This window comes from Pseudomonas sp. 05N431 (genome assembly GCF_056397005.1).
Genome location: NZ_JBFTMN010000021.1, coordinates 22,612 through 39,785 on the forward strand (window position 1 = coordinate 22,612; position 17,174 = coordinate 39,785).

16 protein-coding genes are annotated in these 17,174 nt (G+C 59.3%); 12 read left to right on the top strand and 4 right to left on the bottom strand.

Annotation, left to right across the window (positions count from 1 at the left end; translation table 11 throughout):
• Positions 1 to 112: 112 nt before the first annotated feature.
• Positions 113 to 736, bottom strand: coding sequence for a TetR/AcrR family transcriptional regulator (locus tag AC1DIG_RS25705; RefSeq protein WP_477769557.1), 624 nt, complete (start codon positions 734 to 736; stop codon positions 113 to 115).
• Between the two features lie 179 nt (positions 737 to 915).
• Between AC1DIG_RS25705 and AC1DIG_RS25710 the strand changes: the two genes are divergently transcribed.
• From AC1DIG_RS25710 to ppnP, 8 genes are all read left to right on the top strand, one after another.
• On the top strand, positions 916 to 2,706 hold the full coding sequence (locus AC1DIG_RS25710) for an acyclic terpene utilization AtuA family protein (protein ID WP_477769558.1): 1,791 nt from the start codon (positions 916 to 918) through the stop codon (positions 2,704 to 2,706).
• Between the two features lie 12 nt (positions 2,707 to 2,718).
• Positions 2,719 to 3,588 (top strand): SDR family oxidoreductase, encoded by an 870-nt coding sequence (locus AC1DIG_RS25715; protein WP_477769559.1) that lies wholly within the window; start codon positions 2,719 to 2,721, stop codon positions 3,586 to 3,588.
• 3 nt (positions 3,589 to 3,591) lie between these two features.
• Positions 3,592 to 5,208 (top strand): geranyl-CoA carboxylase subunit beta, encoded by a 1,617-nt coding sequence (gene atuC / locus AC1DIG_RS25720; RefSeq protein ID WP_477769560.1) that lies wholly within the window; start codon positions 3,592 to 3,594, stop codon positions 5,206 to 5,208.
• Positions 5,209 to 5,342: 134 nt separating this feature from the next.
• Complete coding sequence (gene atuD / locus AC1DIG_RS25725; RefSeq protein ID WP_477769561.1) at positions 5,343 to 6,500, top strand: citronellyl-CoA dehydrogenase; 1,158 nt, start codon at positions 5,343 to 5,345, stop codon at positions 6,498 to 6,500.
• Positions 6,497 to 7,294 carry an enoyl-CoA hydratase/isomerase family protein gene (locus AC1DIG_RS25730; RefSeq protein ID WP_477769562.1) on the top strand — a complete coding sequence of 266 codons (798 nt, stop codon included), beginning with the start codon at positions 6,497 to 6,499 and terminating at the stop codon, positions 7,292 to 7,294. Before atuD ends, AC1DIG_RS25730 begins: the two co-directional genes overlap by 4 nt.
• A gap of 138 nt (positions 7,295 to 7,432) precedes the next feature.
• The gene (locus AC1DIG_RS25735) at positions 7,433 to 9,394 is read left to right on the top strand and encodes an acetyl/propionyl/methylcrotonyl-CoA carboxylase subunit alpha (RefSeq protein WP_477769563.1); all 1,962 of its coding nucleotides are present in this window, start codon (positions 7,433 to 7,435) and stop codon (positions 9,392 to 9,394) included.
• A gap of 70 nt (positions 9,395 to 9,464) precedes the next feature.
• The gene (locus AC1DIG_RS25740) at positions 9,465 to 10,007 is read left to right on the top strand and encodes a 3'-5' exonuclease (RefSeq protein WP_477769564.1); all 543 of its coding nucleotides are present in this window, start codon (positions 9,465 to 9,467) and stop codon (positions 10,005 to 10,007) included.
• Between the two features lie 78 nt (positions 10,008 to 10,085).
• Positions 10,086 to 10,370: a pyrimidine/purine nucleoside phosphorylase gene (gene ppnP, locus AC1DIG_RS25745; protein WP_102686447.1), complete on the top strand. Its 285-nt coding sequence runs from the start codon at positions 10,086 to 10,088 to the stop codon at positions 10,368 to 10,370.
• 69 nt (positions 10,371 to 10,439) lie between these two features.
• Here the strand turns inward: ppnP and AC1DIG_RS25750 are convergent, their stop codons facing one another.
• The gene (locus tag AC1DIG_RS25750) at positions 10,440 to 11,246 is read right to left on the bottom strand and encodes an MOSC domain-containing protein (RefSeq protein ID WP_477769565.1); all 807 of its coding nucleotides are present in this window, start codon (positions 11,244 to 11,246) and stop codon (positions 10,440 to 10,442) included.
• Positions 11,247 to 11,347: 101 nt separating this feature from the next.
• Complete coding sequence (locus AC1DIG_RS25755) at positions 11,348 to 12,283, bottom strand: chemotaxis protein CheV (RefSeq protein WP_054596387.1); 936 nt, start codon at positions 12,281 to 12,283, stop codon at positions 11,348 to 11,350.
• A gap of 564 nt (positions 12,284 to 12,847) precedes the next feature.
• Between AC1DIG_RS25755 and AC1DIG_RS25760 the strand changes: the two genes are divergently transcribed.
• The 4 genes from AC1DIG_RS25760 (at position 12,848) to AC1DIG_RS25775 (ending at position 15,909) form a co-directional block, all read left to right on the top strand.
• Positions 12,848 to 13,318, top strand: a complete 471-nt coding sequence (locus AC1DIG_RS25760) for a hypothetical protein (protein ID WP_477769566.1) — start codon at positions 12,848 to 12,850, stop codon at positions 13,316 to 13,318.
• A gap of 518 nt (positions 13,319 to 13,836) precedes the next feature.
• Positions 13,837 to 14,730 carry a sensor histidine kinase gene (locus AC1DIG_RS25765; protein ID WP_477769604.1) on the top strand — a complete coding sequence of 298 codons (894 nt, stop codon included), beginning with the start codon at positions 13,837 to 13,839 and terminating at the stop codon, positions 14,728 to 14,730.
• Positions 14,727 to 15,386 carry a response regulator gene (locus tag AC1DIG_RS25770; protein WP_477769567.1) on the top strand — a complete coding sequence of 220 codons (660 nt, stop codon included), beginning with the start codon at positions 14,727 to 14,729 and terminating at the stop codon, positions 15,384 to 15,386. Before AC1DIG_RS25765 ends, AC1DIG_RS25770 begins: the two co-directional genes overlap by 4 nt.
• A 328-nt stretch (positions 15,387 to 15,714) precedes the next feature.
• Positions 15,715 to 15,909: a hypothetical protein gene (locus AC1DIG_RS25775; RefSeq protein WP_477769568.1), complete on the top strand. Its 195-nt coding sequence runs from the start codon at positions 15,715 to 15,717 to the stop codon at positions 15,907 to 15,909.
• Positions 15,910 to 15,984: 75 nt separating this feature from the next.
• Here the strand turns inward: AC1DIG_RS25775 and AC1DIG_RS25780 are convergent, their stop codons facing one another.
• Positions 15,985 to 17,172: a molybdopterin molybdotransferase MoeA gene (locus AC1DIG_RS25780; protein WP_477769605.1), complete on the bottom strand. Its 1,188-nt coding sequence runs from the start codon at positions 17,170 to 17,172 to the stop codon at positions 15,985 to 15,987.
• Positions 17,173 to 17,174: the final 2 nt, after the last annotated feature.

The following is a 17,174-nucleotide window of genomic DNA, read 5'->3' on the forward strand; positions in this document are numbered from 1 at the left end:
AACAGGCCCACCTCTGAAAAAATTTCGACTACAACCAAGCTAGGCGGTTTTATCCACTTCGACAACTTGGTGATGGCTATTTAATTAGTTTTAATCAGTTTTAGCGAAACGGTCACTTTTCCCCCAGCACCAGAACCAAGGCTTCATCGGCCAATTGATCAAGGCTCATGCTGCCGTCCGCCCGAAACCAGGTGGTGGTCCAGGACAGCGCACCGGTTAGAAAACGTCGGGTGATAAACACGTCACCGCGAATGAAACCGGCGTCTTTCGCCTCACCCAGCACTTGCAGCCAGATCTGCTCATAGATATCGCGCAGCGCCAGCACCTGGGCCTGGCCTTCTTGCGAAAGCGATCGCCATTCATAGACCAGCACCGCCATTGCTTCGCCGCTGCCGCCCATGATCGACTGCAACTCACAGCGGATCAGTGCCAGCACCCGCTCGCGCACATTGGTCGCTTGCGCCAGGGAGGCGCGCATCAATGCGGTGTTGTAGCGAATGGTTTCTTCCATCACCGCCCGCAGGATTTCATCCTTGCTTTTGAAGTGATGAAAAATGCTTCCCGACTGAATCCCGACCGCACTGGCCAGGTCACGCACCGTGGTGCGCTCGTAGCCCTTGTTGCGAAACAGGTGAGCGGCCATTTGCATCAGTTTGCCGCGAGCGCTGTCGGGATCGGTCAGTTGCCCGTTGTCGACCAACTCGCGCATTACCAGCAGGGCTTTTTGCTCGTCCACCCGTTCTCTCCTACAGTCGCTCAATCGAATGTGCGATCAGACCACTAAAACAGTGGGTTGCGCGGGCAATTTAAGCTGACCGGGACGACCAAGCAAGCGCTTGGGAAGAAGATGTAACCAACATTTACAAACCAAGCGCTTGCTTGGTAGTCTCTAGCCACTTCTGTCGGAGGCTTGCAATGAACAAAACCGTTCGTATCGGCTGCGCCAGTGCCTTCTGGGGTGACACCTCGACCGCTGCCGCGCAGTTGGTTGAAGGTGCCCGGCTGGACTATCTGGTGTTCGACTACCTGGCAGAAATCACTATGTCGCTGCTGGCCGGCGCACGGATGAAAGATCCCCAGGCCGGTTACGCGACCGACTTCGTCGAAGTCCTCAGCCCGCTCCTCAAGCAACTTTGCGAACAGAACATCCGTGTGATCAGCAACGCCGGCGGGGTCAATCCACTGGCCTGCGCAGCAGCGCTGCAAGCGGCATGCGATAAAGCCGGTGTGCCATTGAAGATCGCGGTGTTGCTCGGTGATGACCTGCAACCGCAATTCAAGCAATTGGCTACCAGCGGTGTGAAGGAAATGTTCAGCGGCGCCCCCCTGCCGCCGATGTGCGTGTCGACCAACACCTACCTCGGCGCCCCCGGCATTGTCGAGGCGCTGCGCCTGGGCGCGGACATCGTCATCACCGGCAGAGTGGTCGACAGCGCAGTGGTCAGCGCTGCGTTAATGCATGAGTTCGGCTGGTCGTGGCAGGACTACGACAAACTGGCCCAGGCCACGCTGGCCGGGCACATCATCGAATGCGGCGCGCAGTGCACCGGTGGCAATTTCACCGATTGGCAAGAGGTGCCGGACTACGAACACATCGGTTTTCCCATCGTCGAGGTCAGCGCCGACGGCCAGTTCATTGTCAGCAAACCTGAAGGTACCGGTGGTTTGGTCACACCACTGAGCGTCGGCGAGCAACTGCTGTACGAAATCGGCAACCCGCGTGCCTATCTGCTGCCCGATGTGGTCTGCGATTTCAGCCTGGTCAAACTCCAGCAACACGGCAAAAACGCCGTGCAGGTTCACGGCGCCAAAGGCTTGCCAGCGCCCCGTCAATACAAGGTCTGTGCGACGTGGCCGGACGGTTTTCGCTGCACCGCCAGTTGCCTGATCGCCGGGATCGACGCGGTGGCCAAGGCACGCCGGGTGAGCCAGGCGATCATCGCCAAGACTTCGGAAATGTTCAGTCAACGCGGCTGGGCGCCCTACAGTGAAGTGAACATCGAGCTGCTCGGCAGCGAAGCGACTTATGGTCCGCATGGCCAGCGTCAGGACAGCCGCGAAGTGGTGATCAAACTGGCGGTGCGGCACCCGGACAAACAAGCGCTGATCCTGTTTTCCCGCGAGATCGCCCAAGCCGCCACCGGCATGGCACCGGGGCTGACCGGCATCGTCGGCGGTCGGCCGACGGTGTACCCGTTGATCCGTCTGTTCTCGTTCCTGATCGACAAAAATTCCTGCGCGCTGGAAATCGACCTGCAAGGCCAACGTCATCCCTGCGCCCTGCCCGCACTCGATCACCTTGACGTTGCCGACCTGCCGCTGCCCTTTGATCCGCCCAAACCCCATGGGCGAGCCGACGCCAGTGTGGCACTGGTGAAACTTGCGGTGGCGCGCTCCGGCGACAAGGGCAATCACAGCAACATCGGCGTCATGGCCCGCGCCCCCGAATACCTGCCGTGGATCGCCGAAGCACTGACACCTGCGGTGATCGTCGACTGGATGAGCCACGTTCTCGACCCGATTCACGGGCGTGTCGAGCGCTGGTATTTGCCCGGCACTCACAGCCTGAATTTTCTTCTGGAAAACGCCCTTGGTGGCGGTGGCGTGGCCAGCTTGCGAATCGACCCGCAAGGCAAGGCGTTCGCCCAGCAGCTATTGGAAATCCAGATCCCGGTGCCGCAAGGCATCGCCGACCAAGTCAACTAGAGGACGGTTGCCGTGGCCTTCGATTCGATATTCAAAGCCGATCTGTTTTCCGGCCAGACGATTATTGTCACTGGCGGCGGCAGTGGCATCGGCCGTTGCACTGCCCACGAACTGGCGGCCCTTGGCGCTCATGTGCTGTTAGTCGGGCGCAAACCCGAGAAGCTGCAAAAGGTCGCGACGGAAATCATCGAGGACGGTGGCAAGGCGGCTTGGCAGGCCTGCGATATCCGCGACGAGGGCGCGGTTACGCAACTGGTCGGGCAACTGATCAAGGACCACGGGCCGATTCATGGCCTGGTCAACAATGCTGGCGGCCAATACCCGGCGCCCTTGGCCTCGATCAATCAGAAGGGTTTCGAAACCGTGTTGCGGACCAATCTGGTGGGCGGGTTCCTGATGGCTCGCGAGGTGTTCAATCAGTCGATGAGCAAGCACGGTGGCAGTATCGTCAACATGCTCGCCGACATGTGGGGCGGCATGCCCGGTATGGGGCACTCGGGCGCGGCACGTTCAGGCATGGACAACTTCACCAAGACCGCCGCGTTCGAATGGGGTTACGCCGGGGTGCGGGTCAATGCGGTGGCGCCGGGCTGGATTGCCTCCAGCGGCATGGACACCTACGAAGGTGCATTCAAAGCAGTGATCCCGACCCTGCGCGAACACGTGCCGCTCAAGCGTATCGGCACCGAATCGGAAGTCAGCGCGGCGATCGTTTTCCTGCTGAGCCCGGCGGCGGCCTTTATCAGTGGCAGCACACTGCGGATCGACGGTGCGGCGAGCCTCGGCAGTCGTGCCTGGCCACTGCACAAGGCGCAGCACAGTGAATCCTTCAATGGCTTTCACCGCGCAGGCTTACCCGACGTACTCAAGGGCGAGGACTGAGCCATGCCGCAGATTGAATCGCAACTCGACATCCACAGCCCGCAGTTTGCGCAGAACCGCGAGGCGATGTTGAGCAGCATCGAACAGTTCCGCCAGTTGGAACGCAACCTGCTGGCCAAAGCCGCAGAGGCCAAACCGAAATTCGACAAACGCGGGCAACTCCTGCCTCGCGAACGGCTGAACCTGCTGCTCGATCCCGGCGCGCCGTTTCTCGAGCTGGCGAGCCTGGCCGGCTACAAACTGCACGACGACAAGGACGGCAGCCAGGCCGGTGGCGGGTTGATCGCAGGGATTGGTTATGTGTCCGGCGTGCGGGTGCTGGTGGTCGCCAACAACAGCGCGATCAAGGGTGGGACCATTTCCCCCAGCGGCCTGAAAAAGTCCCTGCGCCTGCAACAGATCGCCATGGAAAACAAACTGCCGGTGATCACCCTCGCCGAGAGCGGCGGTGCCAACCTCAATTACGCCGCGGAGATTTTCGTCGAGGGCGCGCGCAGCTTCGCCAATCAGGCGCGGATGTCAGCCATGGGCTTGCCGCAAATCACCGTGGTGCACGGTTCGGCCACCGCTGGCGGCGCATATCAGCCAGGGCTCTCGGACTACGTGGTGGCGGTGCGTGGCAAAGCCAAGCTGTTTCTCGCCGGCCCCCCGCTGCTCAAGGCTGCTACCGGCGAAGTCGCCACCGATGAAGCACTCGGTGGCGCCGAGATGCACGCGCAAATCGCCGGAACTGCCGAATATCTGGCCGAAAACGATACCGACGGCGTGCGCCTGGTACGCGAAATCGTCAGCCTGTTGCCGTGGAATGCGCAGTTAGTGCAGCGCAACACCGAACACTGGGACGAGCCGCTCTACCCCATCGACGAACTGCTGGGGCTGATTCCCGACGATCCGAAAAAGCCCTACGACGTGCGCGAGATCCTTGCGCGCATCGCTGATGGCTCGCGCTTTCTCGAGTTTAAGGGCGAGTTCGATCAGCAAACGATGTGCGGCCATTTGAAGATCCAGGGGCGGCCCTGCGGTTTCATCGGTAACAACGGTCCAATCACCCCGCAAGGTGCCAGCAAGGCTGCGCAGTTCATCCAGCTCTGCGACCAGAGCCAGACACCGCTGCTGTTTTTCCATAACACCACCGGTTTCATGGTCGGCACCGAATCGGAACAGCAAGGAGTCATCAAACACGGCGCGAAGATGATTCAGGCAGTGGCCAACGCGCGGGTGCCGAAGCTGACCATCGTGGTCGGTGGCTCCTACGGTGCCGGCAACTATGCGATGTGCGGCCGTGGGCTCGACCCGCGCTTCATCTTCGCCTGGCCCAACAGCCGCACCGCCGTGATGGGCGGCGCCCAGGCCGGCAAGGTGTTGCGCATCGTCACCGAAGCCAAGCAAGCCAAGGACGGTCTGGTCCCGGACCCGAAGATGCTCGACACGCTGGAACAGGTCACCGCGCAAAAACTCGACAGCCAGTCCACTGCACTTTATGGCAGCGCCAACCTGTGGGACGACGGACTGATTGATCCTCGGGATACCCGCACTTTGCTCGGCTACCTGCTGGATATCTGCCATGAGGCCGAGGTTCGTCAGTTGCAACCGAACAGTTTTGGTATTGCACGTTTTTGAGGCTCTGACTGATCGTTCCCACGCTCTGCGTGGTAACGCCTCACTGGACGCTCCGCGTCCGCTTTTGTGACGCAGAGCGTCACTGGTTGCATTCCCACGCAGAGCGTGGGAACGATCACGGGAGAACAATAAAAATGATCTTCACCCAGGAACACGAAGAACTGCGCCGTACCGTGCGGAATTTTGTCGACCGCGAAATCAACCCGTACGTCGATGAATGGGAAAAGGCCGGACGTTTTCCGATCCACGAGATTTTCCGCAAGGCTGGCGCGCTCGGTCTGTTGGGGATTTCCAAGCCGGAAAAATTCGGTGGCATGGGCCTGGACTACAGCTATTCGATTGTCGCCGCTGAAGAGTTCGGGACCATTCATTGCGGCGGGATTCCGATGTCGATTGGCGTGCAAACCGATATGTGCACCCCGGCCCTCGCCCGTTTCGGCTCCGATGAGCTGCGTGAAGAATTCCTCCGCCCGGCGATCACCGGTGAACAGGTCGGCTGCATCGGCGTCTCGGAAGTCGGTGCCGGTTCTGACGTCGCCGGGCTGAAAACCACCGCGCGCAAGGACGGTGATGACTACGTGATCAATGGCAGCAAAATGTGGATCACCAACTCCCCAAGCGCCGACTTTATCTGCCTGCTGGCCAACACCTCGGACGACAAGGCGCACATCAACAAGTCGTTGATCATGGTGCCGATGAACAGCCCCGGCATCAGTCTCAGCTCGCCTCTGGACAAGCTCGGTATGCGCAGCTCGGAAACCGCCCAGGTGTTTTTCGACAACGTGCGCGTGCCGCAACGCAACCGCATCGGCCATGAGGGTGCAGGCTTCATGATGCAAATGCTGCAGTTTCAGGAGGAACGCCTGTTCGGTGCGGCGAACATGATCAAGGGTCTGGAGTACTGCATCGACAGCACCATCGAGTACTGCAAGGAGCGCAAAACCTTCGGTAATGCGCTGATCGACAATCAGGTGATTCACTTCCGCCTCGCCGAACTTGCAACCGAAATCGAATGCCTGCGTGCGCTGGTCTACCAGGCTACCGAGCAATACGTCAAAGGCCAGGACGTCACGCGCCTGGCGTCCATGGCCAAACTCAAGGCCGGGCGGCTGGGACGGGAGGTCAGCGACAGTTGCCTGCAATATTGGGGTGGCATGGGCTATATGTGGGACAACCCGGTAGCCCGCGCCTACCGTGATGTACGGCTGGTGTCGATTGGCGGCGGCGCCGACGAAATCATGCTGGGGATCATCTGCAAATTGATGGGCATCCTGCCCGGGAAGAAAAAATGACCACCTTGCCCGTTTGCCAGACCCTGCTGCAGGAACTGCACAACGGCGTTCTGCACATCACCTTGAACCGGCCGGACTGCCGTAACGCCATGAGCTTGCAGATGGTCGCCGAATTGCGCGCAGTACTCGCGGCGGTGCGCGATGACCGGGACATCCGCGCGATAGTGCTCGGCGGTGCCGGCGGGCATTTTTCTGCCGGCGGCGATTTGAAAGACATGGCCAACGCTCGCGCTCAAGGTCAGCAGGCCTACCGTGAGTTGAACCGCGCGTTTGGCGCCCTGCTCGAAGAAGCCCAGCACGCGCCGCAAGTGCTGATCACGGTGCTGCAAGGTGCGGTGCTCGGCGGTGGCTTCGGTCTGGTTTGTGTCAGCGACATTGCGCTGACCGATCACAACGCCCAGTTCGGCTTGCCGGAAACCAGCCTCGGCCTGCTGCCAGCTCAAATCGCACCGTTCGTGGTCCAGCGTATCGGCCTCACACAGGCACGACGCCTGGCGCTGACCGCCGCGCGTTTTGACGGACACGAAGCGCGACGTCTGGGGCTGGTGCATTTTGTCGAACACGATGCACAAGCCCTCGCCGAACGCTTGGATGCAGTGCTCGCCCATGTTCTGTGCTGCGCACCAGGCGCCAATGCCGCGACCAAGGCCTTGTTGCTGGCCAGCACCGAACAACCGCTGGGACCGTTGCTCGACCAGGCGGCCGAGTGGTTCAGTGAAGCCGTGACCGGGGCGGAAGGTGTCGAAGGGACGATGGCCTTCGTACAGAAACGCAAACCGGGTTGGGCGCCTTAAAAGCATCGCGAGCAAGCTCGCTCCCACAGTTGATCTTCGGTGTGCATGAGATAGCGCAAACGCCCTAGATCCAATGTGGGAGCGAGCTTGCTCGCGATGAGGCCCTCAAAAACACTACACAACACAAAGGATCACCCCATGCCCAGCCTGCGCAAAATCCTCATCGCCAACCGCGGTGAAATCGCCTGTCGCATCCAGCGTACCGCCCAGGCGTTGGGCTATCGCACGGTGGCGGTGTTCAGCGATGCCGACGCTGATGCCCTGCATGTGCGCATGGCGGATGAAGCGGTCAACATCGGCCCCGCTGCCGTTGCCCAGTCCTACCTGAACAGCGCGGCGATCATTGACGCTGCATTGCGCTGCGGCGCGGACGCGATCCATCCCGGCTACGGCTTCCTCTCGGAAAACGCTGAATTCGCCACGGCATGCGCCCAGGCCGGCATCACCTTTATCGGTCCGGATCCTGCGGCCATCGAACTGATGGGCAGCAAACGCTTGTCGAAAATCGCCATGCTCGCCGCTGGCATGCCGTGCATTGCCGGTTATCAAGGGGCGGAGCAGGATGACGCCACCCTCAGCCGCGAAGCCGAACGCATCGGCTATCCGCTGATGATCAAGGCCAGCGCTGGCGGCGGTGGGCGCGGCATGCGCCTGGTGCACAGCGCGAGTGAACTGCTTGCGCAGATCCGCACCGCACGCTCCGAAGCCCTGCACGCGTTCGGCAGCGACGAGCTGATTCTCGAACAAGCGCTGATCGATCCGCGTCATGTTGAATTCCAGCTATTCGGTGACCAGCACGGCAACCTGATCTACCTCGGCGAGCGCGACTGTTCGATCCAGCGGCGCCATCAAAAAGTCATCGAAGAAGCGCCGTGCCCTGTGATGACCGCTGAATTGCGCCAGGCCATGGGCGAGGCCGCGCTGAAGGCCGGACGCGCGGTGAGTTACGTCGGCGCCGGTACCGTGGAGTTCTTGCTCGATGCGCAGGGCCAGTTTTACTTTCTGGAGATGAACACCCGCTTGCAGGTCGAGCACCCGGTGACCGAATTGATCACCGGTCTGGACCTGGTGGCCTGGCAACTGGATATTGCGGCCGGGTTGCCGCTGCCGTTGCGCCAGGAACAGGTCGAACTCAAGGGCCACGCGATCGAGGTGCGCCTTTACGCCGAAGATCCGGCACAGGGTTTCCTGCCCCAGACCGGGCGTATTACGCGCTGGGAACCGGCCCTCGCGGATGGGGTGCGCATTGACCACGGCCTGCTTGAAGGTCAGCAAGTCAGCCCGTTTTACGACCCATTGCTCGGCAAAATCATCGCCTACGGTGCCACCCGCGAAGAGGCTCGGCGCAAATTGCTGCGGGCCGTCGAAGACAGCGCCCTGTTGGGCCTGCAGACCAATCAGCGTCTGCTCGCCGGTTTGCTGGAGCATCCGCAGTTCATCGCCGGGAGCTTCAATACCGGGTTCATTGCGCAACACTTCACCGATCACCCAAGCCTTCAACCGCACGCGCCCACAGCCGAAGAGCTGGCTATCGCCACGGCGCTGTTCTATCAGCAGTCCGCTGGCGCTCATCCGCCAGGACTTGCCGGTTGGCGCAACAACGCCAACGCGCCGCTGTTGCAACAGATCGGCGTCAATGGCGATCGCTGGTCAACCGAAGTGACGGCCTTGCACGACGGGCAACTGGTCATTCAAGTGACCGGGGAAACGCTGCAACTGAAACTACTCGATATCAACGCCCGCTCGGCCAACCTGGAAATCAACGGCATTCGCCGCCGTTACGCCTATCAACTGGCCGGCGGACAATTGTGGTTGTTCACTCGCCCCGGCAGTCTGCTGCTGCAAGACCAGACGCTGGCGACCGTCAGCGGCCAGGTCAGCACCGGCACCGGCACGCTGAAAGCCCCGATGGATGGTGCGATTATCGACGTACTGGTCAGTGAAGGCGCCTCGGTGAGCAAGGGGCAGCTGTTGCTGGTGCTGGAGGCAATGAAAATGGAACACCCTCTCAAGGCCGGCATCGACGGTGTAATCAAACGGTTGCAGGTCAGCCCCGGTGATCAGGTAAAAAATCGTCAGATTTTGTTGGAGGTTGAATAAGCCGCTAGGCGGATCCATCGCATTTGGCTACGCTCAGCCTCATTAGGACGCGGACACCAGGAAACCTGCGATGCCTCATTGGCTGGTAATTGATCTCGAAGCGACCACTGATGACGGTGGCTGGCCGGTAACCGAGATGGAAATCATCGAAATCGGCGCCACCCTGGTCAATCGCGAAGGCCGCGAACTGGACTACTTCCAGCGCTTCGTTCGCCCCCTGCGACGACCGCTGCTAACTCCTTTCTGTCGCGAGTTGACCCACATCACCCAAGCCAATATCGACGCTGCCCAGCCACTGACCGAGGTTTGGCCGCTGTTCGAGCGCTGGCTCGGCCAGCATCACACGCGCCTCGAAGGCTGGGCCAGTTGGGGCGATTACGACCGCAAACAACTGCTTCAGGAATGGCAACGCCTGCAACTCGACAGTGCCCTGAGCCGGGTCCCACACATGAATCTGAAGCAGCGCTTTGCCAAGGCCCGCCGACTGGAGCGGCCGCTGGGGCTCAATGGCGCCTTGCAACTGGCGGGGCTGCAATTTACCGGTCAACAGCACCGGGCACTGGAAGATGCACGTAATACCGCACGCCTGTTACCGCTGATTCTTCCGGTCTGATCCTTGAAGTACAGGTGACGGGCGAAAAGGCCTTGTGCATACTGGCCGGCCTTTTTAGCCCATTTCGAGGAATCGCCCATGTTTAAAGTCAACGAGTACTTCGACGGCACCGTCAAGTCGATTGCTTTCGGCACTGCTGAAGGTCCGGCCACCATCGGCGTCATGGCACCGGGCGAATACGAATTCGGCACCAGCCAGCGTGAAATCATGCACGTGGTTTCCGGTGCCCTGACCGTCAAACTGCCTGACAGCAGCGACTGGGAAACCTTCGCCGCCGGCAGCCAGTTCAACGTACCGGCCAACAGCAAGTTCCAGCTGAAAGTCACCGTCGACACCGCATACCTGTGCGAATACCGCGGCTAAGCGTTTCACTGCGGTAAAAAAATGCCCGTGTCGAAAGACACGGGCATTTTTCATTCCAGCATTACAGCGTCATTCGAGGATCTCTACCGGCATGCCGACTTCGAGCCGGCCATTGCCGTCGTTGACCAGGTTCTGACCAAACATCGCGCCATCCTCTTGCGCACGGTATTTTTGCAACGTAGCCAAGGGTTCGCGGTCGTCGCTGCGCTCACCGGTCTGCGGATCAATGGTGGTGAGGATGCAGCGTGAACACGGCTTGACCACGCGAAACTCGACATCGCCAATGCGAATGCGCTTCCAGCCGTCTTCGGCAAATGCCTCGCTGCCCTCGATCACCAGATTCGGTCGAAAACGCAGCATCTCCAGTGGACGGCCGACCCGTTGCGACAGGTCCTCAAGCGAGGCCTGGCCAATCAACAGCAGCGGAAAACCATCGGCAAAGGCGACTTTATCGTCATCCTTGCCGTAGCCGGCCTGAGTGGTACGGGCCAGCGCCTCGGGCACCTGCACCAATCGCGTAGGCTTGCCGATGAACTCACTGACCCAGGCACCGGCAACATCCCCCGCATCGGGAACCCGCAAGGTATCGCGCCAGATGGTCACGCCACGCAGTTCGGCATCGTTGGCAGGCAGGGCAATATCGATGGGTGGGTGACCTGGCGCACTGAGCGTCAGGCCCCCGGAGGTATTCCACAACGCCGACAATTGGCTCATGCCCGATTCCGCGCGTTGCGTCAGGAAACGTCCGCTGGCCTCGTCCACCAGCATCCAGCGTCGATCCCCCTCCAGCCCCAGCTTGTCCAGGCTGGCCTGTTGCAGGGTTTCGCCCTTGCCGGACTTGAGTGGATAACGGTAAAGCGCGCTCAGACGCAACATGGCCAGCTCCCTGATGGGCAAAAGCGCCACGATATACGAGCAGGCTGACGAATCAAAGAAGCACATTGCGGACAGACATCCTGCCTGTCCGCGATGCTCCGTCAGGCCGGGACTGCGTCAAGCATCAGGCGCTGGCGCACCACGTCGACCAGTTTGTCCGGCTGGAATTTCGAGAGGAAGTTGTCACAACCGACCTTCTTCACCATCGAGTCGTTGAAGCTGCCGGACAGCGAGGTATGCAGGACGACGTACAGGCCGCGCAGGCGTGGATCGTTGCGAATCTCGGTGGTCAGGCGGTAGCCGTCCATCTCGGGCATTTCCGCGTCGGTGAAAATCATCAGCAGTTTGTCGGTCATGACCACGCCGGTATCGGCCCAGGCCTTGAGCATGTTCAGTGCCTTCAGGCCGTCGCTGGCGATGTGCATTTTCACCCCGAGCTGACCCAGGGTGTCGCGCAACTGGGACAGGGCGACATTGGAGTCGTCCACCAACAGCACTTCACGACCGCGTGCACGCTCCAGCACCGGGTCTTCGAGCTTGTCACGCGAAACCTTGGCGTTGTAAGGCACGATCTCGGCGAGTACTTTTTCGACGTCGATAATCTCCACCAACTGGTCATCGACCTTGCTGATGGCCGTCAGGTAATGCTGGCGGCCGGCACTGGTTGGCGGCGGCAGAATGGCTTCCCAGTTCATGTTGACGATGCGATCGACGCCGCCGACCAGGAAAGCCTGCACCGAGCGGTTGTACTCGGTCACGATGATGGTGCTGTTGGGCCCCGGCACCAACGGCCGCATGCCGATGGCCTGGGACAGGTCGATCACCGGCAACGTCTGGCCACGCAGATTGACTACGCCACAGACAAACGGGTGACGCTGCGGCATCAAGGTCAGTTTTGGCAATTGCAGGACTTCCTGCACCTTGAAGACGTTGATCGCAAACAACTGCCGACCGGCCAGGCGAAACATGAGAATTTCCAGGCGATTCTCACCCACCAGCTGCGTGCGTTGATCTACTGTGTCGAGAATGCCGGCCATTGATGACTCCTGGGCTTTTCTGATGAATTCACTAAAGAAAGTTATCGGCGGTTCTCATGCAATCTTGACCCGCAAACAAAATGCCATGCAAAGGAATTGATGTCACATTAACATCATGCTCTACTGAGGCGGTCAATTCATCACCTGCACACCTCCGCGCGACCCCACCTTGAGCGCTTTGTTCCATGGCATAAGGGAATCCCCTAGCCACAATCGGGACCAGCCTGATATTCGCGATATCCAATAGCCATTAATGTGACGCCATTCTCACTGCATGAATGGAGTCAGGCTTTTGTTTGTGATCGAAGTACCGTTGCCGAGCTCTTTTTTCAGCCCGCCGGGTTACGCCGCTCACGCCTCACGGCGAATGAATTCGGCACCTCGTTACGCTGTCAATCAGGCTCGCTCCATCGGGGCATTCGCGTCGAACGCAAACAGACCGCTCATCGTCAACAGCAAAAAATCAGAACTGCCCTACAGATTCCGGTCGTGGTCCGGCAGTACCTTACGCCCGTTCGCCATACGGCTGATTGCATCACCTGACTTGATGTCGTGGAGAAAAGCATGCTGAACGATCGTAAAAACTGGAATCAGCGACTGCCCGAATTCCTGATCGAGGCAGAAACCCTGCTGGCCAAATCCGAGGAATGCCTGAGCCACCTGCAACTGATCAACAATGATCAGGACGCCATCGACTGCATGCTGAACACACTGTTCACCCTGGCCAACCGGGCCGATGCATTGGCACTGCGGGCGGTATCCGAGTTCTCGATGTGCATTCACGCCTTGCTCAACGGTGCACGCAATCAAATCGATCTGAACGACCAGGCACTGTGCGCCTTGAAAGAGTGCTTCACATTGATGGCCTGGCAACTTGAACTGGTCGACCTGACTACCGGCCAACTCAGCCTTGATGACGCCGAACAGATTTCGTTGATCGAAGCCTTCGCGATGGAAATTGGCCGTGCCCCGACGCGCCTGACATTACCCTCCAAGCCATTTGCATGCACCGCGCTTTCGGCAAGACTTGCCTGAGCTGCATCAAGTTATGCGTCGGGCCGTTGATTATTTTCGGCACTTCCAGCAACAACGCTTTCGCGTCGCAATTGAACATTTCATATCTTTCAACGACAGATCCAAGTTAATAACCCAACTATTAGTTGTCGACTTCCGCCCCCCTGAACTACCCGTCCAGAGCGCTGCGAACTGTTTAGTAACGTAATGAGTCATGCTGAACGCTCAGTCACCAACCCATGCCTGCCAATGTGCAGCAGAGGTCCAGCAAGGACAAAATTCCTGACCCTCTGGACATATATAGCGAACGCGACCAACGGTATGTTAAGTGGTATTATGCGGCCCAATTAGTTGGCTCTACGTTATGGCACTCTGACTCCAGGCGGGGCCCCTCCCCCGGACTGAGCGCCACTCGATTTTGACAATCAGACTGCGCTAACTTGAAGCCCGCTATTCAATTACCAGCGTTTTCCACACAGAGACCCGTCAGCCATCGTGACCGGTCTGCCCGCAGCGAACATTCATTGGCTCCATCCGCTATGTACGCCAGCCTCAAGTCAGTTGCCTCTTGGCCACCCTCCCGAAAAAGCGTTCGCCGGCTCACACTGCTGCTGTGCCTATGCTCGGCGGTGGGCGGCCTGTTGGTTTACTGCCTGTCCTGCCAATTTCCAGCGGCGCTGCTGATATTGAATCTCGCGGCAGCCACCAGCGTCTGGGTACAGCATTGCACTTCGCGAAAATCGATCAGGTTCCAGCCTCAGGAACTGGCCGACCGCTTGCTGGAAGTACAGGAAAATGAACGCCATCGGCTCAGTCGTGAACTCCACGACGATATTGGCCAATTACTGACGGCGGCAAAGCTTCAAAGTGAATGGCTCAAGCGACGTCAGCCCGAAGAACTGCAAAGCCATTGCGCCGTGCTCTGCGACACACTGGAAGAAACCCTGACCAAAGTTCGCGATGTGTCGGCCATTCTCAATCCAAGACAACTCACCAGCCTTGGCCTTGAAGCCAGTTTGCGTGCACACCTGCTCAAAACGCTGGCCAATACTGCCGTGAACTGGAGCCTTGAATGCCAGCAGCGCCTGACCGGTATTCCAGAAGAAATGGCGGTGGCGGCGTTTCGGATTTCTCAGGAATCCGTCACCAATATGCTGCGCCATGCCCAAGCCAAAAACCTGCTGATTCGCCTGCAACGCCTGCCCCAGGGACTGGCGCTGTTTATCAGCGATGACGGACTGGGCTTTTCTCCAGCCACCCATCCTGGCCGTGAAGGGCAACGCGGAATGGCCGGCATGTCGGAGCGCGTCGAACAACTGGGCGGCACCCTGAGCGTCATCAGCGAGCCCGGTAAAGGTACACAGATCGAAGCACTTTTCCCCTGGGCGCCCCGCGCGCTCGAACGAGCCAGCACGGATAAGGTTCAACATTGACTTGTAACTTGCTTCTGGTGGATGACCACTCGCTGATCCGAGCCGGCGTGCGTGCGCTGGTTCTGGATATTCCTGGCTACGCCGTCATTGGTGAAGCCAATGATGGTGCACAACTGCTCGAAATGGTCGAGAAGCTAAGCCCCGACATCATCCTGCTGGATATATCCATGAAGGAAACCGGCGGGCTTGAGGCCCTGCAAAGACTCAAGGCCGTACGCCCACAAAGCAAAGTGCTGATCCTGTCGATGCACACCGACCCGACGCTGATCATGCAAGCCCTGGAGTCAGGCGCTCACGGCTATCTGCTCAAGGACACCACCTCCACAGAACTGGAACACGCGCTTGAAGCCTTGCGCAACAACGAGCGCTACCTGAGCCCGGCCATCGCTCACACCGTGATCAACCAGGCGCTGGTGCGTGCCCAGAAAAGCCAGCCAGAATCCGTCGATACGCACAATCTGACAGCCCGTCAGCTGGAGATTCTGCGCTTGATCGTGCGTGGCAAATCCACTCGCGAGATCGCCAGTGGCTTGGGCCTGAGCATCAAAACGGTGGAAGCCCACCGCTCTCAGATCATGAAACGCTTGCAGATCTTCGATGTCGCAGGCCTGGTGCTGTTTGCCGTGCGCGAGCAAATCATCAGTCTCGACGATTAGGTCAGGTGCAACGCCCTGTAGTGCCTATCCCTCAGGCGCTCAGAAGAGTCCTACATACCGACTTTTTTCTTACAAGTCGTGATGAATAAGCCCAATTGACGGTCATTTGGTATTGGTACACTTTGTGACTTCAGTTATCAGGCAACAGCAAAAAAAACACAAGGATGTGCACAAATTATGACCAGAGTCTATTGGGCAGGGAGCCATGCACCTAATGCAAAGCCATGACTTCCAGTTTCCAGTGAACCGGGGCAACCCACCCAAGGGCAATGACCCCGCTCACCCGACTAAATGCAATTGCACCGTCAACACACCTGGAGGGAAGGACATGGAACCGCGCGTTGTAGAGCTGGAGACCCACCTCAAGTACATCCGCAGAGATATGGAAGAGGTCCGAAACGACGTCAAATCCATCAAGCACAGGATTGCGTACTCGGCAGGCGCTGCAGCGGTGATCATCAGCCTGCTCGGCTGGATCGCCAACAGTCGCTTCGATCAACTCGTGATGCTGCTTACCGCGTAACCCGCACCACGAAACGCCAGGCCCGACGTGATCCATACCGGGCCTGACGCTGGCGGGGCTGTAGAGCGCAAAGACCTAGCCCAGCACTTCACTCAGCGGGATGAAGTTCACCCAATCACCTTCAACCAACGTACGCTCTTCCAGCACTTCAACCAAGCCTTCGGCCCAGGCTGCACTGCGTAAAACACCCGAGCTCTGATTCTTGTAGATAATTGCCCGCCCATTTTCCAGACGACCGCGCAGGTATTCCCGGCGATTGCCGGCCTTGGACCAGACGAATCCTGCCGGAACCTGAAACTGCAAAGGCCGAACCTCTCTCACGCCTTGACGGCGTAACAGATAAGGGCGTGCCAATAAGGCGAAGGTCACCAGTGTCGACGCAGGATTGCCCGGCAACCCAATCACCGGTACGCCTCGAAAATGCCCGAACGTTAGTGGTTTCCCTGGCTTGATGGCCAGTTTCCACAACGTCAGTTCACCCTCTTCGCGCAGCGCAATACCCAGGAAATCCGCCTCGCCTACCGATACACCGCCCGTAGAAAGGATCAGGTCGACATCACCCAGTTCGGTGAGCCGATCGCGAGTGGCCTGCAAATCGTCCGGTAGAATCCCCGCATCGATCACTTCGCAGCCTAAACGCTGCAACCAGCTGCACAGCAATACCCGATTGCTGTTATAGATCTGCCCTGGGCCGAGGGTTTGTCCAGGCTCGACCAGCTCGTCCCCGGTGGACAGCACCGCAACCCGTACCTTGCGCACGACTTCAAGTTCTGCACACCCCAGTGAGGCTGCCAAACCTTGCTCGATGGGACCCAGGCGCGTACCGGCGGTCAATACCTGTTCACCCACCGTGGTTTCCTGACCTTGTGGGCGGATGTTTTGCCCTGCACGCATTGGCTCGGTAAAACGTACCCGTTGGTCCGTCTGGACCTCGGCGTTTTCCTGCATTTCAACGCAGTCTGCACCCGCTGGCACCGGGGCACCGGTGAAGATCCGTGCACATGTACCGGGGGCCAATGGCTCCGGGGCTTGCCCGGCAAAGACCTTCTGGCTGACCACCAGTGGCTCGCCAGTCCAATCGGCCAGGCGCAAGGCATAACCATCCATGGCGCTGTTGGGCCATGGCGGCAGATCAAGGGTCGATACCAGGTCCTCGGCAAGAACACGGCCCTGGGTCGCAGCCAGCGGCAATCGTTCGCGCTCGAGGATTGGCGACGCCTCAGCCATTTCCAGCAAGCGCGCCAGCGCCACCTCGACGGGCATCA